Origin of the sequence: Gordonia sp. i37 (genome assembly GCF_002043085.1) — a bacterium.
In the GTDB taxonomy this organism is placed as follows: domain Bacteria; phylum Actinomycetota; class Actinomycetes; order Mycobacteriales; family Mycobacteriaceae; genus Gordonia; species Gordonia polyisoprenivorans.
The window spans coordinates 1-14756 of the sequence record NZ_MVPX01000517.1 but is presented as its reverse complement, the minus strand read 5'-3'; the positions used below and the strand labels follow the sequence as shown (position 1 = coordinate 14756).

The following is a 14756-nucleotide window of genomic DNA, read 5'->3' as shown; positions in this document are numbered from 1 at the left end:
CCCGCCAGCCTCACACTGGCCATCAAGATGTCCGGGAAACGGGGTCAACCCCAACACCGCTCAGCGGGCGTTGTAGTCGAAGCGGCGTTTGTCCAGCTGACGGGTGAGGGCGGGTTCGAGAACGTGTGCGGCGGTGGCGGTCAGATGAGATTCGTCACGGTACAGCAGGATCTTGTTGCGGGCCGGGACGCAGGTGTCGTTCTCGCAGAGCAGGTTGTTGACCGACAGGGTGATGATGTCCTTGTCGCGGCCGCGGGCTTGTTCGGTGAGGATCGGTTCGTGACGGGTGACGTCGTCGAGGCGGAAATCGCAACGCGCCCAGTCGTCGAGGGCACCGGACATGCAGTCGGCGATCTGGAAGTTCGGGTACGGGGTGTCGGCGATGTAGATCAGTCGGGCACCCGTGGCGCGCAATGCGGCGAGGGTGTCGTCCCACGCTCGTGCCGATTCGCCGTAGTCGGGAACGTAGGTCGACAGTGACGAGAAGATGATGATCTTCGGTGCGAGCGCGGCGATCTGGTGCAAGGCATCGTCTCGCCAACGAACACAGTCCTCGGCGTTGAACGGGTCGGGGCGGCCGGGTCGGGGCCGGAGCTCCTGCGCCGGACACGCCGCCTTGGTGAACTGGTAGATCCGCCAGCCGTGCGCATTGCCGATGTCGCGCACGGTTTCCGACCATTGTTCGGCGTGTGAATCGCCGAAGAGGACGACGGGGATACCGTCGCCGGGACCGAAGGCGCATTCGCGTCCGGGTCCGTACTCACCGACACGGACCAGACAGTCGTTGGGCTCGGGGCGATCGTCGTAGGCCTGGAACGGATTGGGCACCACGGGTCCGGATGTGGCGGCATTCTCCTGCCCGAACACCGACTGATAGCTCAGCGCGGCGTTGCTGACGGTGTCGCGACTGGCCACCTTCACGGTGATCACGCCAGCGGTCATCGCGACCGCGAGGCCGACGACGAGCCCGGTGAGCCCGACCGACAGCGACGCCGAATGATTGCGTCGCAGTTCGGTGTTGGCGATGATCGGTTCCTCGAAGAACAACGTCGAGGCGGTGGCGATCGCCAGTGACACCCCGCCGACGGCCAGCAGCGCCGGCCACGACGTGATGCCGGTCTGTGTCTCGAACAACACCAACGCCGGCCAATGCCACAGATACCACGCATAGGAGACGCGTCCGAGGAACCGGATCGGCGCCAACGACAGCAGGAATCCCGGGGTGAACACGTTGCCTGCGCGGGTGCCGATGTCGGCCGGAATCACCTGCCCGGACGCGATGATCAGTGCCGTCGACACGGTCGGGAGCAGAGCGGCGGTGCCCGGGTACGGGGTGCTCGCGCTGATCGTCACCACCGAGGCGACGATGCCCGCGAGCCCCGCCCAGCCCAGCGCTGCCGCCAGCCATCTCGTGGGCCGGATACGTCGGGCCGCACCGATCAGCAACGGCTCGGCCACGGCGAGTAGGCCGCCGACCCCGAATTGCCAGGCGCGGGTGTAGGTGGCCATGTAGGCGGTCGCCGGGTCGATCGGGGGGAGCCGGATGGCCCAGACGAGTGAGCCGACGGTGACCGCCCCGACCACCAGCATGATCGACCAGCGGATCGAGACATGTTTGCGCAGTGGGGTTCTCGCAATGAGGACCGCAGCACCGAAGATCGTCAGCGGCCAGACGAAGTAGAGTTGCTCCTCGATCGCCAGAGACCAGAAGTGGGTCGCCAGGCTGCCGTCGATCGCGCCGGCGAGATAGTCGGCATTCTGGGCGATGAAGTGCCAATTGGCCAGATTCGCGGCCGCGGCAAGCAGATCGATGGACTGTTTGAACACCCGAAGCAGCGGCATCGTCAGCGCCGCACCGATCAACGACACCACGATCACGAGCGCTGCGGCGGGAATGATCCGTCGGGCGCGGCGTGCGTAGAACCCCTTGAACGACAAGGTCCCCGACCGCTCGAACTCGCGGATGAGCAGGCCGGTGATGAGGAAACCCGAGATGACGAAGAACACGTCGACGCCGACGAAGCCCCCGCCGAAGCCGGGTACCCGGGAGTGGAAGACGACGACGAGAAGTACCGCCACGCCCCGCAATCCGGCGATGTCGGTGAAGAACGCCGAGGTCTGGGGTCGGGTCACGAGGCGGTCCACGGCAGCATGATGTCGAAGACCCCGAGCGCCACGGCGGCGAGGAAGACGATGGCCACGGTGTAACCGACGACCTCCCACGCGGTGATCCGGTTCCAATTGGGTGCGCTCGGACGGCGTTCGGTGATCGGCGGCCGCGGCAGGCCGTCCGGAACGGGCAGTCGGCCGGTGGTGGGATCGTTCGCAGGGCCGGGATCCGCAGGGCCGGAATGCGGGTGGACGGATACGTGATCGCCGGGGTCCGGTGGGCCGGGCTCCGGTGCGGCCACGTCTTCCGGAGCCGTCCACTCCCCTGTCATGCGAGGGTCCTTCGGTCACGCGCGATGAGCACCCGCAGGAATTCGACGAGCAGCGGGACCGCCAGATAGCTGTAGACGCCGGCGAATCCGATCATCATCCAGAACATCGGCAGTCCGCGGTCGGCGACGTCGATGATCGCGAACACCCAGAACCCGACGAGTGAGGCGCTCAACGACACCGCGCCGAGCGCACTGATGGTGCGAGCGAGGGTGTTGCTCACACCGACGGCACCGGTGGGTACCCAACCGATTTCGCGTCCGATGAGCTTGTGCACGATGGCCACCGCGTGCGCGAAACTGTAGGCCATCTGGATGCGCAGCACCTCCAGACGCCAGTGTGTCCGCGACACCAGCGGGAACACCACCACATACACCCAGAAGCCGGCGAGGAACGGAACGAGTTGGGCCGGCCGGATGTCCTCGGGGAATGCCGCCAGCATGATGATGCCCGGCACGAAGAACAAGAAGACGTTCAGCGCCGTCGTCAGATAGTAGAAGACACCGGCCCAGTGGGCGATCAACTGACCGAGCGTCATTCGCCGGCGATCCTGCGCCAGAGCGGGATTGGCGATCCGCGACAGCGATCCCATACACCAGCGATACTGCTGGTTCAGGAAGCCGGCGAGATCGGTGGGACAGAGCCCGCGTGAAAGCACCACCGGCACATAGCGAATCCGGAATCCCGCCTGTTGCAGGTGCCGGCCGGTGTGCAGGTCCTCGCTGTGTTCGATGGGCGCGAAGCCGCCGATACGCTGCAGCGCCGAGCGTCGATAGAGCGCCGAGGTGCCCACGCAGTTGGCGGCGTCGAGACGATCACGCGACGGCAGCACCCACCGGTAGAAGAACTCCTGGGTGGCGCCGGCGGTCCGTTGGATCCACCCCATCTGTCCGGTGGTGGCGAAGCTCTGCGGGCTCTGCACGACCGCGACCTCCGGGTCGTCGAGGTACGGCATCAGATGTGCGAGAAAGTCTCGGCGCGGACAGAAGTCGGCGTCGAAGATGACCACGACGTCACCGTCGGTGCGGTCGAACGCGTGCCGCAGATTGCCCGCCTTGCGGAGATGCCCGCGATCACCGCGCACGTGGTAGCCGAAACCGAATTCGGCCGCGAGACCGGCGACCTGCGGACGATCGGCGTCGTCGAGGACGTGGACCGCGAGAGTGCCCGGCCATCCGAGTCGACAGACGTGGGTGTAGGTGTTGCGCAGGATGTCGAGGCTCTCGCCGCAGGTCGGCAGGAACACATCGACCGAGACGAACCGTCCGACGTCGGGAACCCATGTGGCAGCGAGCCGTTGGTGTGTGCGCCAGGTCACACGTCGGGTGCCGAGTCCGGTGACCAGGGACGCCACGGTGCCGACGACGTTGACGGCGAGGACGATCAGCGCCGGCCACAGCACGGGGTGGGCGGTGGCGAACGCGGTCAGCGACCACGCCGCCAAACCGAACGCGACGAGCATGACGAGGTGAATCCAGCGCATCTGCGGGCCGAGATACTCATAGACCTCGTTGTCGGCGGGCGGGGTCACCACGTGCGCCGGCGCGGGGTCGGGTGGCGTGCCGGCGCGGCGACGCGTGGGCGCGCTCGCGGCGGCATCGAGTGTCGCGGCGTCGATGTCTGTGCCCCCGAGCGTGAGTCCCACGCCCAACAGAATCGGTTACCGGCAACACCAATGCAATCCGGGCCACCTCCGGGCGCTACCGTTCTCGTGTGGTGTGGCCCGTTCCCCCGATTCGACGCCGAGCGATCCTCGGCGTCGTCGCCGTGCTGTGCGCTCCGACGCTCGGAGCGTGCACGCCCACCGCGACGACCGTCTCGTCGGCCGCGTACTCCTCGCCCGCACCGAGCGCCGACGCGCTCGCCGTCCGCGGGCAGGTCGTGAGCACCACCGAGGCGCCGGCCGAATGGGCGACGAGTCTTCCGTCGGGAACGCGGGCAAGCCGTATCGTCTATCGGTCGGTGTCGGGTGTCGACGGGACGACCACGACGGTCTCCGGGGCGGTGTTCGTACCCGGCGGGACCCGCCCGGCCGGCGGCTGGCCGTTGATCGCCTACGCGCACGGCACGACCGGGGTCACCCGCGACTGCGGGCCCTCCGACCGGCCGGACATGCTCGGTGATCTGAAAGCGGTTGCGGCATTCCTCGACTCGGGCTACGCGGTGGCGACCACCGACTACCAGGGACTCGGGCTGCGGACCACCACGGCACCGCATCCCTACCTCGAACCGCGGACCGCGGCCTACAACGTGATCGACGCGGTCCGCGCAGCCCGGTCAAAGGAACCGACGATCGGTGCGCGCTGGGTTGCCGTCGGCGCGTCGCAGGGCGGCGCGGCGGCGTGGGCGAGCGCCGAACAGTTCGCCGGGTACGGCCGGGGCAGCGGTTCGATGCTGGGCGCGGTGGCCTCGGTCCCGCTGCTCGACGCGGGCTACCTCGTCGACCGTGCCCAATCGGGTGAGCTGACCCCGGCACAGCGCTGGCTGTATCCGATCCTCATCGAGGGTGTGGCACAGGCGAATTCGCGGATCGACCCCGACGACTACCTGCACGGCGTGGCCGCCGAGCGAGAGGCCACGCTGGTGTCGTGTACGGCGAACACGTCATCGTTGACCGCGCAAATCCAGGCCGCCGACACCTCCGTCTTCACCGCGAGCACCACGGCGGCCGCGGATCTGCGTGGCGTCCTCGAGTCGATGTCGTTGCCCCACAGCCACACTGACGTGCCCATCCTGGCGATGTACGGCAGCGTCGACGAGATCATCCCGGTCGACCGCATGGAGGCGACGTTGCGGAAAGGCTGCACACTCGGCGACTCCGTGCGGCGCGTCCGGCGCGAGGGCGCCGGCCATTCCCTGGACCCCGGTCCACTGCTGGGCGAGTGGATCGCCGACCGCTTTGCGAATCGTCCGGCGGCGGGGAATTGCTGAGAACGAATTCGTCCGACCGGACGACAATGTGGCCGGAGCACCGATGCGCGACGCGCGAGCGGCCGCGGTGGCCGCTATCGTGATGACCACTTATCGGGAGTTGTGGGTGTGAGTGGAGTCAATGCGCGGATGAAAAACCTGGTGAAGCGAATTTACGACTCTGCACCGTTGTGGGCGTGGATCGTGATGATCGTATGCGTGATCGTGTTGGTGGTCGGCCTGGTGATCTCGTCGAATCGCACGGCACCGGCGTCGAACGCTGCGAGTACCCCGGCGGTCCCGAGTGCCACCGAACCGGCCGGCACCCCGGCGACCGTCGAGTTCATCGACTCCGCCAAGGCCGACCAGAAGCAACCGAAGACACTGCTGCTCCTCGGTGATTCGACGGGCGCCTCGCCCAACGGATGGGCACCCCAGCTCGGGCAGGCGATCAGCACATCGCTCGACCGTCCCGTGGCGACCGCCTACTGGAACACCCAGACGGCCAAATACGGAGCTCCCGTCGGACTCGGCTCGGGCCCCAACGGGGCCGTCGGATACTGGAACGGCTCGGCCGCGGGCAAGAACGTGCAGTATGCGGTCGACAACCTGACCGCGCTGACCACCTCGCCGAGCGGTGCGGCGATCACGCCGGACCTGATCCTGGTGAACTTCGGGCTCACCGAGGACGCGAACGCGCCGTTGGCCACGAAGGTGCAGCCGCTGATCGCGGCGTTGCAGAAGAAGTTCCCCGACGCCGGCATCGCCGTCGTCAAACAGAACCCGCCGCGCGACTCCGACAACAGCGATCAGGTGTCGGGGTATGCGTCGGCGATGGATGCGCAGGGTATTCAGGTGATCGACGTGTATTCGGCGTTTCCCGCCGATCCGGCTGCTCGGGCGTCGCTGATGTCCGACGGGGTCACCCCCAACGCGGCGGGCCAGAAATTGTGGGCCAAGTCGGTGCTCGCGGCGTTTGGTCTCCCCACCCCCACCTGAGGAAATCTCCCGGCACACGCTTTTCACCCGGCCGAAGGACACCCTGTCACTTCCGTGTCGCGCGCTTTTACGGAACAATTCTGAGGAACGTCCATATCGAACCTGAGAAAGTCCTGTCATGCACGCGCTCGCCACGCCTCTTGCGCGCCGGATCGGCGCGGGTGTGTTGGCGGTCGGCATCGCCGGGACGATGGTCGGGGCGACGATGTGGTCACTGCCGAGCGCCGAGCCGGCAACCACCACGAACCTGCAGGTGGCGCTGTCCTCGGTGGCCGAGGAACCGACGCAACTGGGCGTCACCGACGACCAGATCTATCGCATGTCCGACGCCCAGCTCAACGCCACGCTCGACGATCTGCAGGCTCTCGGCGTCACCGACCTGAGGGTCGGAGCCCCGCTGAGTTTCCTCCATCAGGACGGCGACGGGTGGGCGCGGCTCGATGCCATCGTCGACGGGGCACGCGCACGCGGGATGACCGTGGTGATCGTGGCGTCGCTGAACTCCCCGTGGACGCCGTCGTCCGGCCCGGCGGCGTCGTCCACCGCCGAATTCGCCGACTTCGCGAAGCTGCTGGCCAGCCGATATCGCGGCAAGGTCGCCGGGTACGAGGTCTGGAACGAGGTGGGCACGACGATCAGCGCGTTCGTGCCGGCCGACGTCCTGCAGGATCTGCTCGACGCGGCCAGTGCCGCGATCCAGGCCGCCGACCCAGGTGCGCTGGTCCGAACCCAGCAGGTGCTCAGTCTGCTGTTACCGACGCCGTCGGCGCCGGTTCCCGACGTCGTGCAAACGGTCGTGCCGATGCCGTCGAGCGCGCCCGTGGTGCCGTCGGCTGCCCCCGCGGCGCCCGCCCCGGAGACCACACCGGACACCGATGCCACGCAAACTCCGGGCGGTGGTGGTGGCGATGCCGGTGGTGGCGATGCCGGTGGTGGCGCGACAAGCACGACGGCCACCGCGACGCCGAGTGAGACCTCACAGACGCCGACGGCGACGTCACCGGCGACGAATTCCCCTGCGACACAAACCGTTACACCCGACAGCGATCCACCCGACGGCCAGCCCGGCGACGATCCGGGCGACACCGCAGCACCCCACGGCACCGTCGTCGACGGTCCGACCCCCGAGGTGGCGGCCGCGCACTAGGGGCACGCGCGTCGGCCAATTGCTGCGTTCGGCGATGTGCTCGGGTGATGATTCTCGGCAGACACGGCGCGAACCGTGAGCGTACCGAGAACGAATGAGGCGAGATGACCACATCCCGAGACCACCGCGTCGACCTGCTCGCCGGATGGGAGCACCGCGCCCAGTGGCCCCTGGCGATCATTGCGACGATCTTCTTGGTTGCGTATTCCTTTCAGATCCTCGGGCACCCCGACAGCGTCTGGATCGCGGTGTTGCGCGTCGTGCTGGTGGTGTCGTGGGTGGCCTTCGCCGTGGACTACGCGGTGCGTCTGGTGATCGCTCCTGAACGAGGGCGCTGGTTTGTCCGGCACCTGTTCGACCTCGCGGTGGTCGTCCTGCCGATGCTGCGGCCGCTGCGACTGATAAGTCTCGTCGTTCTGGTCGGCGCGTTGCAGAAGGCGATCGGCGGCGCCATCCGCGGGAAGGTGATCGTCTACACCGCGGCGAGCTCGGTGTTGCTGATCTATGTTGCCTCCCTTGCGGTTTACGACGCCGAGCGGGGGCACGCCGGTGCGACGATCACCTCGTTCGGCGATGCGGTGTGGTGGTCGTTCGTCACTGTCACGACCGTCGGCTATGGCGATTTCGCGCCGGTGAGCATCACCGGCCGCATCGTGGCCGTGCTGTTGATGCTCGGCGGGATCAGCCTCATCGGCGTCATCACCGCCACCATCGCCTCCTGGATCGTGCAGCGGGTCGCCGAGGAGGACGACGCCGAACGCGCGGCGACCGCCGCCGAGATCCGGGAGCTGCGGGACGAGATCCGTTCGCTGCGAGATGCTCTCACCGACGGCGGGGTGGCTACCGACCACGGCTAAGCGACGACCGGATTTCCCCTGATCGACGGACACGAACAATGCCGACAAACCGGCCACGGCACGGCACAATGACGACGACATCGCCTTTCTCGGGAGTGAAAACATGAGCAGGATCCGTCGAATGATCATCGGTGCGAGTCTCATCGGTGCCGGAATCGCAGGGTCGGCACTGGCCGCCGGCCCCGCCCAGAGTGCACCGTATTACTCGAATTGTTCCGAAGCGCGCGCTGCCGGCGCCGCGCCGCTCTATCGCGGTGACCCGGGATATCGCTCGGCACTCGATCGGGACAACGACGGCATCGCCTGCGAGACCGGCTCCGGATCGGGATCGCGTCCGCAGACCACGCCGCCGGCGCCACCAGCACCGCCGGCCCCGTCGGCTCCGCGTCAGACACCACCGCAGTTGCCGCCGCAGCCCGCTCCCCGAACCTCACCGTTCGCGTCGGTGGACTGGTGGCCGCCGTTCATCCCGGTCCCCGACGTCCGCTTCGGTGACTATTGCAGCTCGTTCAAATGGCAAGAGGGCCACACGATCACCAACAAGCGGGCGTTCTGTGTCCAGGTCCGTGGTACCGGAACATATGTGTGGGCACCGGAACGCCGTGTGACACCCCAGAACCCGAATGTCGTGCTCGCATCGTCCGGTCAATCGTGCGTCAACACCGCCGCGATGGCGCGCGACTCGAGGGCTCGGACCCTGTTCTGCAACGCCGCGCGCGGCGGAAGCCGATACTCGTTGCAGCCGTACTGACGCCGAGATCCTCGGGTCGGGACGATCAGCACGAGATGCCGCTGAGGCATATCTGATTCAGCCGACGGCCAACGCGATCGCAGCGAGGATCGACCACACGAGCATCGCGATACCGGTGGCACCCAGGGAGGGAATGAGACCCGGGCCCACCGCTTTTCGCAGAACCGGGCGGGCGGCGAGCCAGATGACGGGCGCGACCGCGAGACCGATCAGTGACCACGGGGTTGCCAGGGCGAGAACGCAACTCGCGAGGAGGGGTACCGCCAGCAGGCCGACGTAGAGGCCACGGGTACGCCGATCGCCGAGACGCACGGCGAGGGTGATCTTGCCCGACTCGGTGTCGCTGGGGATGTCGCGCAGATTGTTGACGACGAGCACCGCCGTGGAGATCGAGCCCACCGCGATCGCGCACACCAGACCCACCCAGTCGACCCGGCCCGAGGTGACGTACTGCGTGCCGAGCACCGCAACCAGACCGAAGAAGGTGAACACGGCGATCTCACCGAGGCCGTAGTAGCCGTACGGTTTGGACCCGCCGGTGTAGAACCACGCCCCGGCGATACAGATCGCGCCGAGGACGACCAGCCACCAGGCCGTCGTCACCGCGAGGACCAGTCCCGCGATCGCGCCGATCCCGAAGCACACGAAGGCGGCGGCCTTGACCGCCGACGGCTGGGCGGCCCCCGACCCGACGAGCCGCATGGGGCCGACCCGCTCGTCGTCGGTGCCCCGGATACCGTCGGAATAGTCGTTGGCGAAGTTCACGCCGATGATGAGCGCGATCGCGACGACGAGCGCCAACGCGGCCTTCCACCAGACGACATCGGCCGACGAGTCGCCGTCGGCGTAGAGCGCGGCGCCGACCCCCGCGACCACCGGGGCGATCGCGTTGGGGAGGGTGCGCGGACGGGCGCCTGCTATCCACTGCGTTGCGGTTGCCACGCACTCGATCGTGCCATGCGGATCACGGCGCGGTACTTGCGACCTCATGCCGCGGCAAGACCGCCCAGGCGACGACGCTGCCGGCGAGCAGGAAGGCGGCCCCGACGGCGAATCCGAGGTGATAGCCGTCGGCCGGGACGGCCTGACTCGCCGCGATCGTCACGAGCACCGCCAGCCCGATCGTGCCGCCGAGTTGCCGCGAACTGTTGAGCACGCCGGAGGCGACACCGACCTCTGCGGGCCGCACGCCGCTCGTGCCCACCGCGCCGACGAGGACCATCGATCCGCCGATACCGATCGCCGCAACGAGCGACGGTGCCAGGATTCCGCGCCAGAAATCGAACTCGTCGGGCATCACTGAGAACAATCCGAGTCCGGCGGCGCCGAGGAGACCGAGGACACCGATACTGTTGCGGGCACCGATCTTCGGCGACAGCTTTCCCGAAAGAACTATCCCGAGAACAACTCCGGCGCAGAACGGGAGGAACAGCAACCCGGCGACGTCGGAGTCGACGTCCCACACGGTCTGCACGTAGAGCGAGGCGAAGTAGAAGGCGGCGAGCTGGCCGGCGGCGAGCATGAATCCGAAGATGTTCGCCCCCATGATGCTTCGGGTCATGAGCAACCGGGGCGGCATGAGTGGATGGTCGGCGGTGCGCTCGACGACGGCGAATCCGGTGAGCAGTACTGCCGCGGCGGCGAAGCCGATCAGGGCGCGCGCCGAGGACCACCCGTGGTCACCTGCAGCAGCGACCGCGAACACGAGCGAGGCGACGCCTGCGGTGACGAGGACCGCACCCGGCACGTCGAGACGCCCGACGCTGCGCCGATGCCCGGCGTCGACACCGCGCAGTGCGGCGAGGAGTGCGATGACGACGATCGGTACGTTGACGAAAAGCACAGCGCGCCAAGACCACCAGTCGGTGAGCAGCCCGCTGAGTACCACGCCGACGGCGCCGCCGGCAGCTCCGGCGCCGCCCCAGAAGGCCATCGCGGTCTTGCGGACGGCCGGGTCGGCGCTCGAGGCGAGCGCCAGTGATGCGGGGGCGAGCAGGGCGGCCGCGACCCCCTGAATCGCTCGGGCGGCGACGAGAATGGTTGGGTTGGTGGCGAATCCGCCGATCATGCTCGCGAGGGCGAACACCGTGAGTCCGGTGAGGATGACGGTCCGGCGGCCCCAGAGATCGCCGAGTCGGCCGCCGAGGAGCATGAACCCGGCGAAGGTCAGCAGGTAGGCGTTGACGACCCACTGCAGTCCCGAGGCGGTGAACCCGAGGTCGGCGCGCATGGCAGGCAAGGCGATGTTGACCAGCGACATGTCGAGCGCGACCAGGAATTGCAGGGTGAAGACGGTTGCGACCAGGGCGCGGTGATGGGTGGGAGTCGTCGTCGGCGGCGTGAGGGTCATTGACGGTGAGGCCTCTCGGATGGATTCGGTACGCGTACGTTTACGTACGCGTACCGAAGGTTAGCCTAAGTCGGGGTGGGTGTCGAGGGCGCTCTGGTTGGCGCCGACAGCGCCCGGAGATCCAGACGGTCGGATCAGTCGTTCAGATGGGACAGCACGCCGTCGATCTGCGCCGCCACCGCGTCGTGAACCCGGAACTCGCGCGAGTACTCGATCAGATGCGGCAGCAGCCGCGCGATGGTGGGCACGTCGGTGAGGAGGTCGGGGTCGATCGTTTGATGCCACGACTTCTCACCCGGCCGGCGTCGGGCCAGAGTGTCCTGCCACTGCAACTCGGAGGCGACGATGTACCAGACCGAGCGCCACGTCGACATCGCGGTCACCTCGTCGACGCCGAGTTCGATTGCGGCAGAGACGAAGGTGTCGGCAAGGACGAGTGCAGGCGCACCGACTGTGGTGCCCTCACGCAGGATGGGGACGATCCAGGAAATCGCGGCGAGCTCGTTGTACATGTCGACGGCGACGGCGATCATCCGCTCGCGTGGTGGCCCCTCGGGACGGGACCACGGGATGCGCGCGGCGACCTCGGTGAGAACGAGCTGCAGCAGTTCGGATTTGTTGTCGACGTAGTTGTAGAGCGTCATCGGTTTGGACCCGAGTTCACTCGCGAGCCGCCGCATGCTCAGGCCCTCGACTCCATCACGTTCGATGAGTCGGATCGCGGCGTCGACGATGTCGTCGAGCTGCAGGGATGGTGCGGGCGGCATGATGACCAGTTCTACCAGCCTCCGCCGAACCGGGCGCTGTCGGCGAGGTGAAGGGCGCCGTCGGCGTCTGGGAGGGCGCTGTCGGCGTCAGGGAGGGCGCTGTCGGCAAGGTGGTGTCAGCCGGGCTGGGTCGGCGACAACTCCAGGCACTCGACCCCCCAGCCGAGGGCAGTGGCCGAGGCGACGGACCAGCCGGCGGCGTGTGCGAGGCGTTTGAGGTCGGCACCGGTGCGCGGCGGCGCCCCGACGGCTCCGAGCGCGACCACCGCCATCTCGGCGGCCCGGGCGTTCAGGGCGTCGGCTTCGGTCGACTCGACCAGCAACACGATGTCGGTGGCGGCATGGACCCGGTCGAGATACTCGATGATCTCGTCGTCGGTGCGATGCTCGACCGCACCCGCGAGCACGACGGCATCCGGGGTGCCCCAGTCTTCGGCGAAGTCGACGCCGGGCGGCGGGTCGTCGCTGCGCAACGCGGCCAGCGGGGCCGGCTCCTCCACCACGGTCAGTGCCGCGCGCACCCCGCCGGTGCGCAGTCCGTCGGCGACGACGAGCGCGGCCGGGCCGCCGATGGCGATTCGAGAGTACCTGGACCACAGGGGAAGTGCGGCAAGCGCGGGCATCAGGAAGACGAGCCCCTCGGCCTCCTCGACCAGTTCGGCATAGTTCTCCGCCGACGTGGCCACATGTGTCCGCAAGGTGTCACCCGTGCGCTCCGACCAGGCCGGTCGCCCGGCCTGCAACGCGTCGGCGAGTCCACCGAGGGCGAGCACCTGCTCGGCGTAGAGACCGTCGAATTCCTCACGCGCGTGCTCGTCGTCGAGGAACCGCTCCCCCACCGGGCCGAGGACGATCTCGTCGCCGCGAACACCGAGCACACCGCAGGGAACAAGAACACCCAGCAGCGAATCCAGGCTTGCCACAGAGATTGCGGTGGCCGTGGCGACCTCTCCGCGGGAGCGACCTCCGCCGGCGAGTGCGTCGATCACCCCGAGCCGCAGGGCCGCGCGGGTGGCCATCCACGCCACCGGCGACCCGATCGGCATGACGGGTACACCCGCAGTGGGTGATTCGCCGTCTGCTGCAACATCCGCGGGTTCGTCACGAATGTGCCAGTATCCGGCGATGTCGTTGTGCGACTTGGGAATCCCCCAGTCACGTGTCACGAGTCGGCGCAGCGGGAGCAGCGCCCGGCTCTCCGCCGACGCCCACACATAGGCGGGACGACGGACAGGCGCAGCATCGGTGACCGCGGCCAGCAACGCGTCACGGTCGCCGGGTGCACCGATGACCCAGTCCAGTCGGTCGCCGTCACCGATCGCGATGTCCTGCATCGCATTCTGCGACGCGACGACGAGGATCGCCCGGGTCGGCACCTCGAGCGGACGCTCGGCGAAGAAGCGGGCGATCGCGGGGATCGCCGTCTCGTCGCCGATGAGCAGCAACTCGGCGACGTCGTCGGGCATCACGGTGGAGGCCTTGGGTCCGGCGAACCAGAGGTCGTCGCCCGGCTGCACCGAACGCACCCACTGCTCGGCCGGGCCCGACGCGTCGCCGTCGGTGTGGACGACGAAGTCCAACTGCATCTCGAGCGCCTGCGGATCGTGGTGGTGCGGAGTGTAATCGCGTGTCACCCGGTGCTCCGAGGGCAACCAGTCGATGCCGTTCTCCTGTTGGCGGGGCAGCGCGTCGGTGATATCGGCGCCGGGAGCGAAGATGAGCTTGATGTGGTCGTCGAACGCGGGAGCGGCGAAGGCGGGGAACGACATTCCGTCGCGGGAGAAGGCACCGAGTTGCTCACCGCCGACGGTGACGCGCCGCATGCGCGGCGTGACGTCGGTGACCGCGCGCACCTGGACGCATCGCAGGACGAGCGGGTGGGCGCGATATCGGGACCGGCTCATCGGTGGTGCTCATCTCCTGGTGTGGGGTCGTCGGATCGGGCGTCGGCGTGACCGACGGGTCCGTGCGCCCATCACCGTACCCGCGCGTGCGGGCGTCCGATACGCCCGGTTCCGGCTCAGCGGACACCGAAAGCCGGCCGTACGCGTGGTGCGTACGGCCGGCTTTCTCCTCGGCGCGGCGGGGATCAGACCCCGGCCGGCGCCTCCGGCAGGCTCGCGAGGATCGCGGCCTTGAGATCGTCCGGCGTGGTCGCCGAATTGATCACGGCCACCGACGCGGGGTCGGCGACCTCGATGATGCCGAGCAGCAGGTACTCGGCACGCAGCCCGCGATCGTTGCGTTCACGGGCGATACCGACCGCAGCCTCGAGCGCCTGACGCGTCTCGGGGGCGAAACGCGGGCGCATGCCGCGACCGCGCGGACCGCGTCGGCCGCGTCCGGGTTCGAAGGGTCCGCCGGAGCCGAATCCGGGTCCGTCCCAGCCGCGTCCGCGGCGATCGGGGCCCCAGCCCTCGGACTGTCCGTCCTCGGCGTCGGCGTCCTGCGGGGTCCAGGGCGTCGGACCCGAGCCCTGCGGTCCGTACCCCTGCGGCCCGAAGCCCTGGGGTCCCCAGGCTTGCGGTCCCCACGG

At 68.3% G+C, this 14756-nt stretch carries 12 protein-coding genes and 1 pseudogene; 5 read left to right on the top strand and 8 right to left on the bottom strand.

Annotated features, from left to right (window positions below):
* Window positions 1-60: 60 nt before the first annotated feature.
* From B1964_RS25785 to B1964_RS25775, 3 genes are read right to left on the bottom strand one after another with little or no spacing between them, the layout of a single operon-like run.
* A complete protein-coding gene (locus B1964_RS25785) occupies window positions 61-2133 on the bottom strand; it encodes an acyltransferase family protein (protein ID WP_079931840.1) in 2073 nt (690 codons plus the stop codon).
* On the bottom strand, window positions 2130-2441 hold the full coding sequence (locus B1964_RS31275) for a hypothetical protein (protein WP_253194198.1): 312 nt from the start codon (window positions 2439-2441) through the stop codon (window positions 2130-2132). The genes B1964_RS25785 and B1964_RS31275 overlap by 4 nt, the downstream gene beginning before the upstream one ends.
* Window positions 2438-4090, bottom strand: a complete 1653-nt coding sequence (locus B1964_RS25775) for a glycosyltransferase family 2 protein (protein WP_079931837.1) — start codon at window positions 4088-4090, stop codon at window positions 2438-2440. The genes B1964_RS31275 and B1964_RS25775 overlap by 4 nt, the downstream gene beginning before the upstream one ends.
* Window positions 4091-4152: 62 nt before the next feature.
* Between B1964_RS25775 and B1964_RS25770 the strand changes: the two genes are divergently transcribed.
* The 5 genes from B1964_RS25770 (at window position 4153) to B1964_RS31265 (ending at window position 9103) form a co-directional block, all read left to right on the top strand.
* On the top strand, window positions 4153-5370 hold the full coding sequence (locus tag B1964_RS25770) for a lipase family protein (RefSeq protein ID WP_253194197.1): 1218 nt from the start codon (window positions 4153-4155) through the stop codon (window positions 5368-5370).
* A gap of 129 nt (window positions 5371-5499) precedes the next feature.
* Window positions 5500-6348, top strand: coding sequence for an SGNH/GDSL hydrolase family protein (locus tag B1964_RS25765; protein ID WP_079931836.1), 849 nt, complete (start codon window positions 5500-5502; stop codon window positions 6346-6348).
* A gap of 118 nt (window positions 6349-6466) precedes the next feature.
* On the top strand, window positions 6467-7495 hold the full coding sequence (locus B1964_RS31475) for a cellulase family glycosylhydrolase (protein WP_079931835.1): 1029 nt from the start codon (window positions 6467-6469) through the stop codon (window positions 7493-7495).
* A 104-nt stretch (window positions 7496-7599) separates the two neighbouring features.
* Window positions 7600-8352 carry a potassium channel family protein gene (locus B1964_RS25755; RefSeq protein ID WP_079931834.1) on the top strand — a complete coding sequence of 251 codons (753 nt, stop codon included), beginning with the start codon at window positions 7600-7602 and terminating at the stop codon, window positions 8350-8352.
* A 103-nt stretch (window positions 8353-8455) separates the two neighbouring features.
* Window positions 8456-9103, top strand: a complete 648-nt coding sequence (locus B1964_RS31265; protein ID WP_253194196.1) for an excalibur calcium-binding domain-containing protein — start codon at window positions 8456-8458, stop codon at window positions 9101-9103.
* A 57-nt stretch (window positions 9104-9160) separates the two neighbouring features.
* Here B1964_RS31265 and B1964_RS25745 read toward each other — a convergent pair whose 3' ends face one another.
* The 5 genes and pseudogenes from B1964_RS25745 to B1964_RS25725 form a co-directional block, all read right to left on the bottom strand.
* Window positions 9161-10045, bottom strand: coding sequence for a 1,4-dihydroxy-2-naphthoate polyprenyltransferase (locus B1964_RS25745; RefSeq protein ID WP_079931838.1), 885 nt, complete (start codon window positions 10043-10045; stop codon window positions 9161-9163).
* A 22-nt stretch (window positions 10046-10067) separates the two neighbouring features.
* Entirely contained in the window at window positions 10068-11453 is a 1386-nt protein-coding gene (locus B1964_RS25740; protein WP_079931833.1) for an MFS transporter, read from the bottom strand.
* Window positions 11454-11587: 134 nt separating this feature from the next.
* Complete coding sequence (locus B1964_RS25735) at window positions 11588-12220, bottom strand: helix-turn-helix domain-containing protein (protein ID WP_079931832.1); 633 nt, start codon at window positions 12218-12220, stop codon at window positions 11588-11590.
* Window positions 12221-12336: 116 nt separating this feature from the next.
* Window positions 12337-14124 carry a siderophore-interacting protein gene (locus tag B1964_RS25730; protein WP_079931831.1) on the bottom strand — a complete coding sequence of 596 codons (1788 nt, stop codon included), beginning with the start codon at window positions 14122-14124 and terminating at the stop codon, window positions 12337-12339.
* 185 nt (window positions 14125-14309) lie between these two features.
* Window positions 14310-14756 (bottom strand): annotated as a pseudogene (locus B1964_RS25725) (ATP-dependent Clp protease ATP-binding subunit); the annotation flags it as partial.

Excerpts from the sequence above, each read along its gene's own strand:
- B1964_RS31275 (WP_253194198.1), bottom strand. The coding sequence starts at position 2,441 with ATGACAGGGGAGTGGACGGCTCCGGAAGACGTGGCCGCACCGGAGCCC.
- B1964_RS25765 (WP_079931836.1), top strand. The coding sequence starts at position 5,500 with ATGAAAAACCTGGTGAAGCGAATTTACGACTCTGCACCGTTGTGGGCG.
- B1964_RS31475 (WP_079931835.1), top strand. The coding sequence starts at position 6,467 with ATGCACGCGCTCGCCACGCCTCTTGCGCGCCGGATCGGCGCGGGTGTG.
- B1964_RS25755 (WP_079931834.1), top strand. The coding sequence starts at position 7,600 with ATGACCACATCCCGAGACCACCGCGTCGACCTGCTCGCCGGATGGGAG.
- B1964_RS31265 (WP_253194196.1), top strand. The coding sequence starts at position 8,456 with ATGAGCAGGATCCGTCGAATGATCATCGGTGCGAGTCTCATCGGTGCC.
- B1964_RS25740 (WP_079931833.1), bottom strand. The coding sequence starts at position 11,453 with ATGACCCTCACGCCGCCGACGACGACTCCCACCCATCACCGCGCCCTG.
- B1964_RS25735 (WP_079931832.1), bottom strand. The coding sequence starts at position 12,220 with ATGCCGCCCGCACCATCCCTGCAGCTCGACGACATCGTCGACGCCGCG.
- B1964_RS25730 (WP_079931831.1), bottom strand. The coding sequence starts at position 14,124 with ATGAGCCGGTCCCGATATCGCGCCCACCCGCTCGTCCTGCGATGCGTC.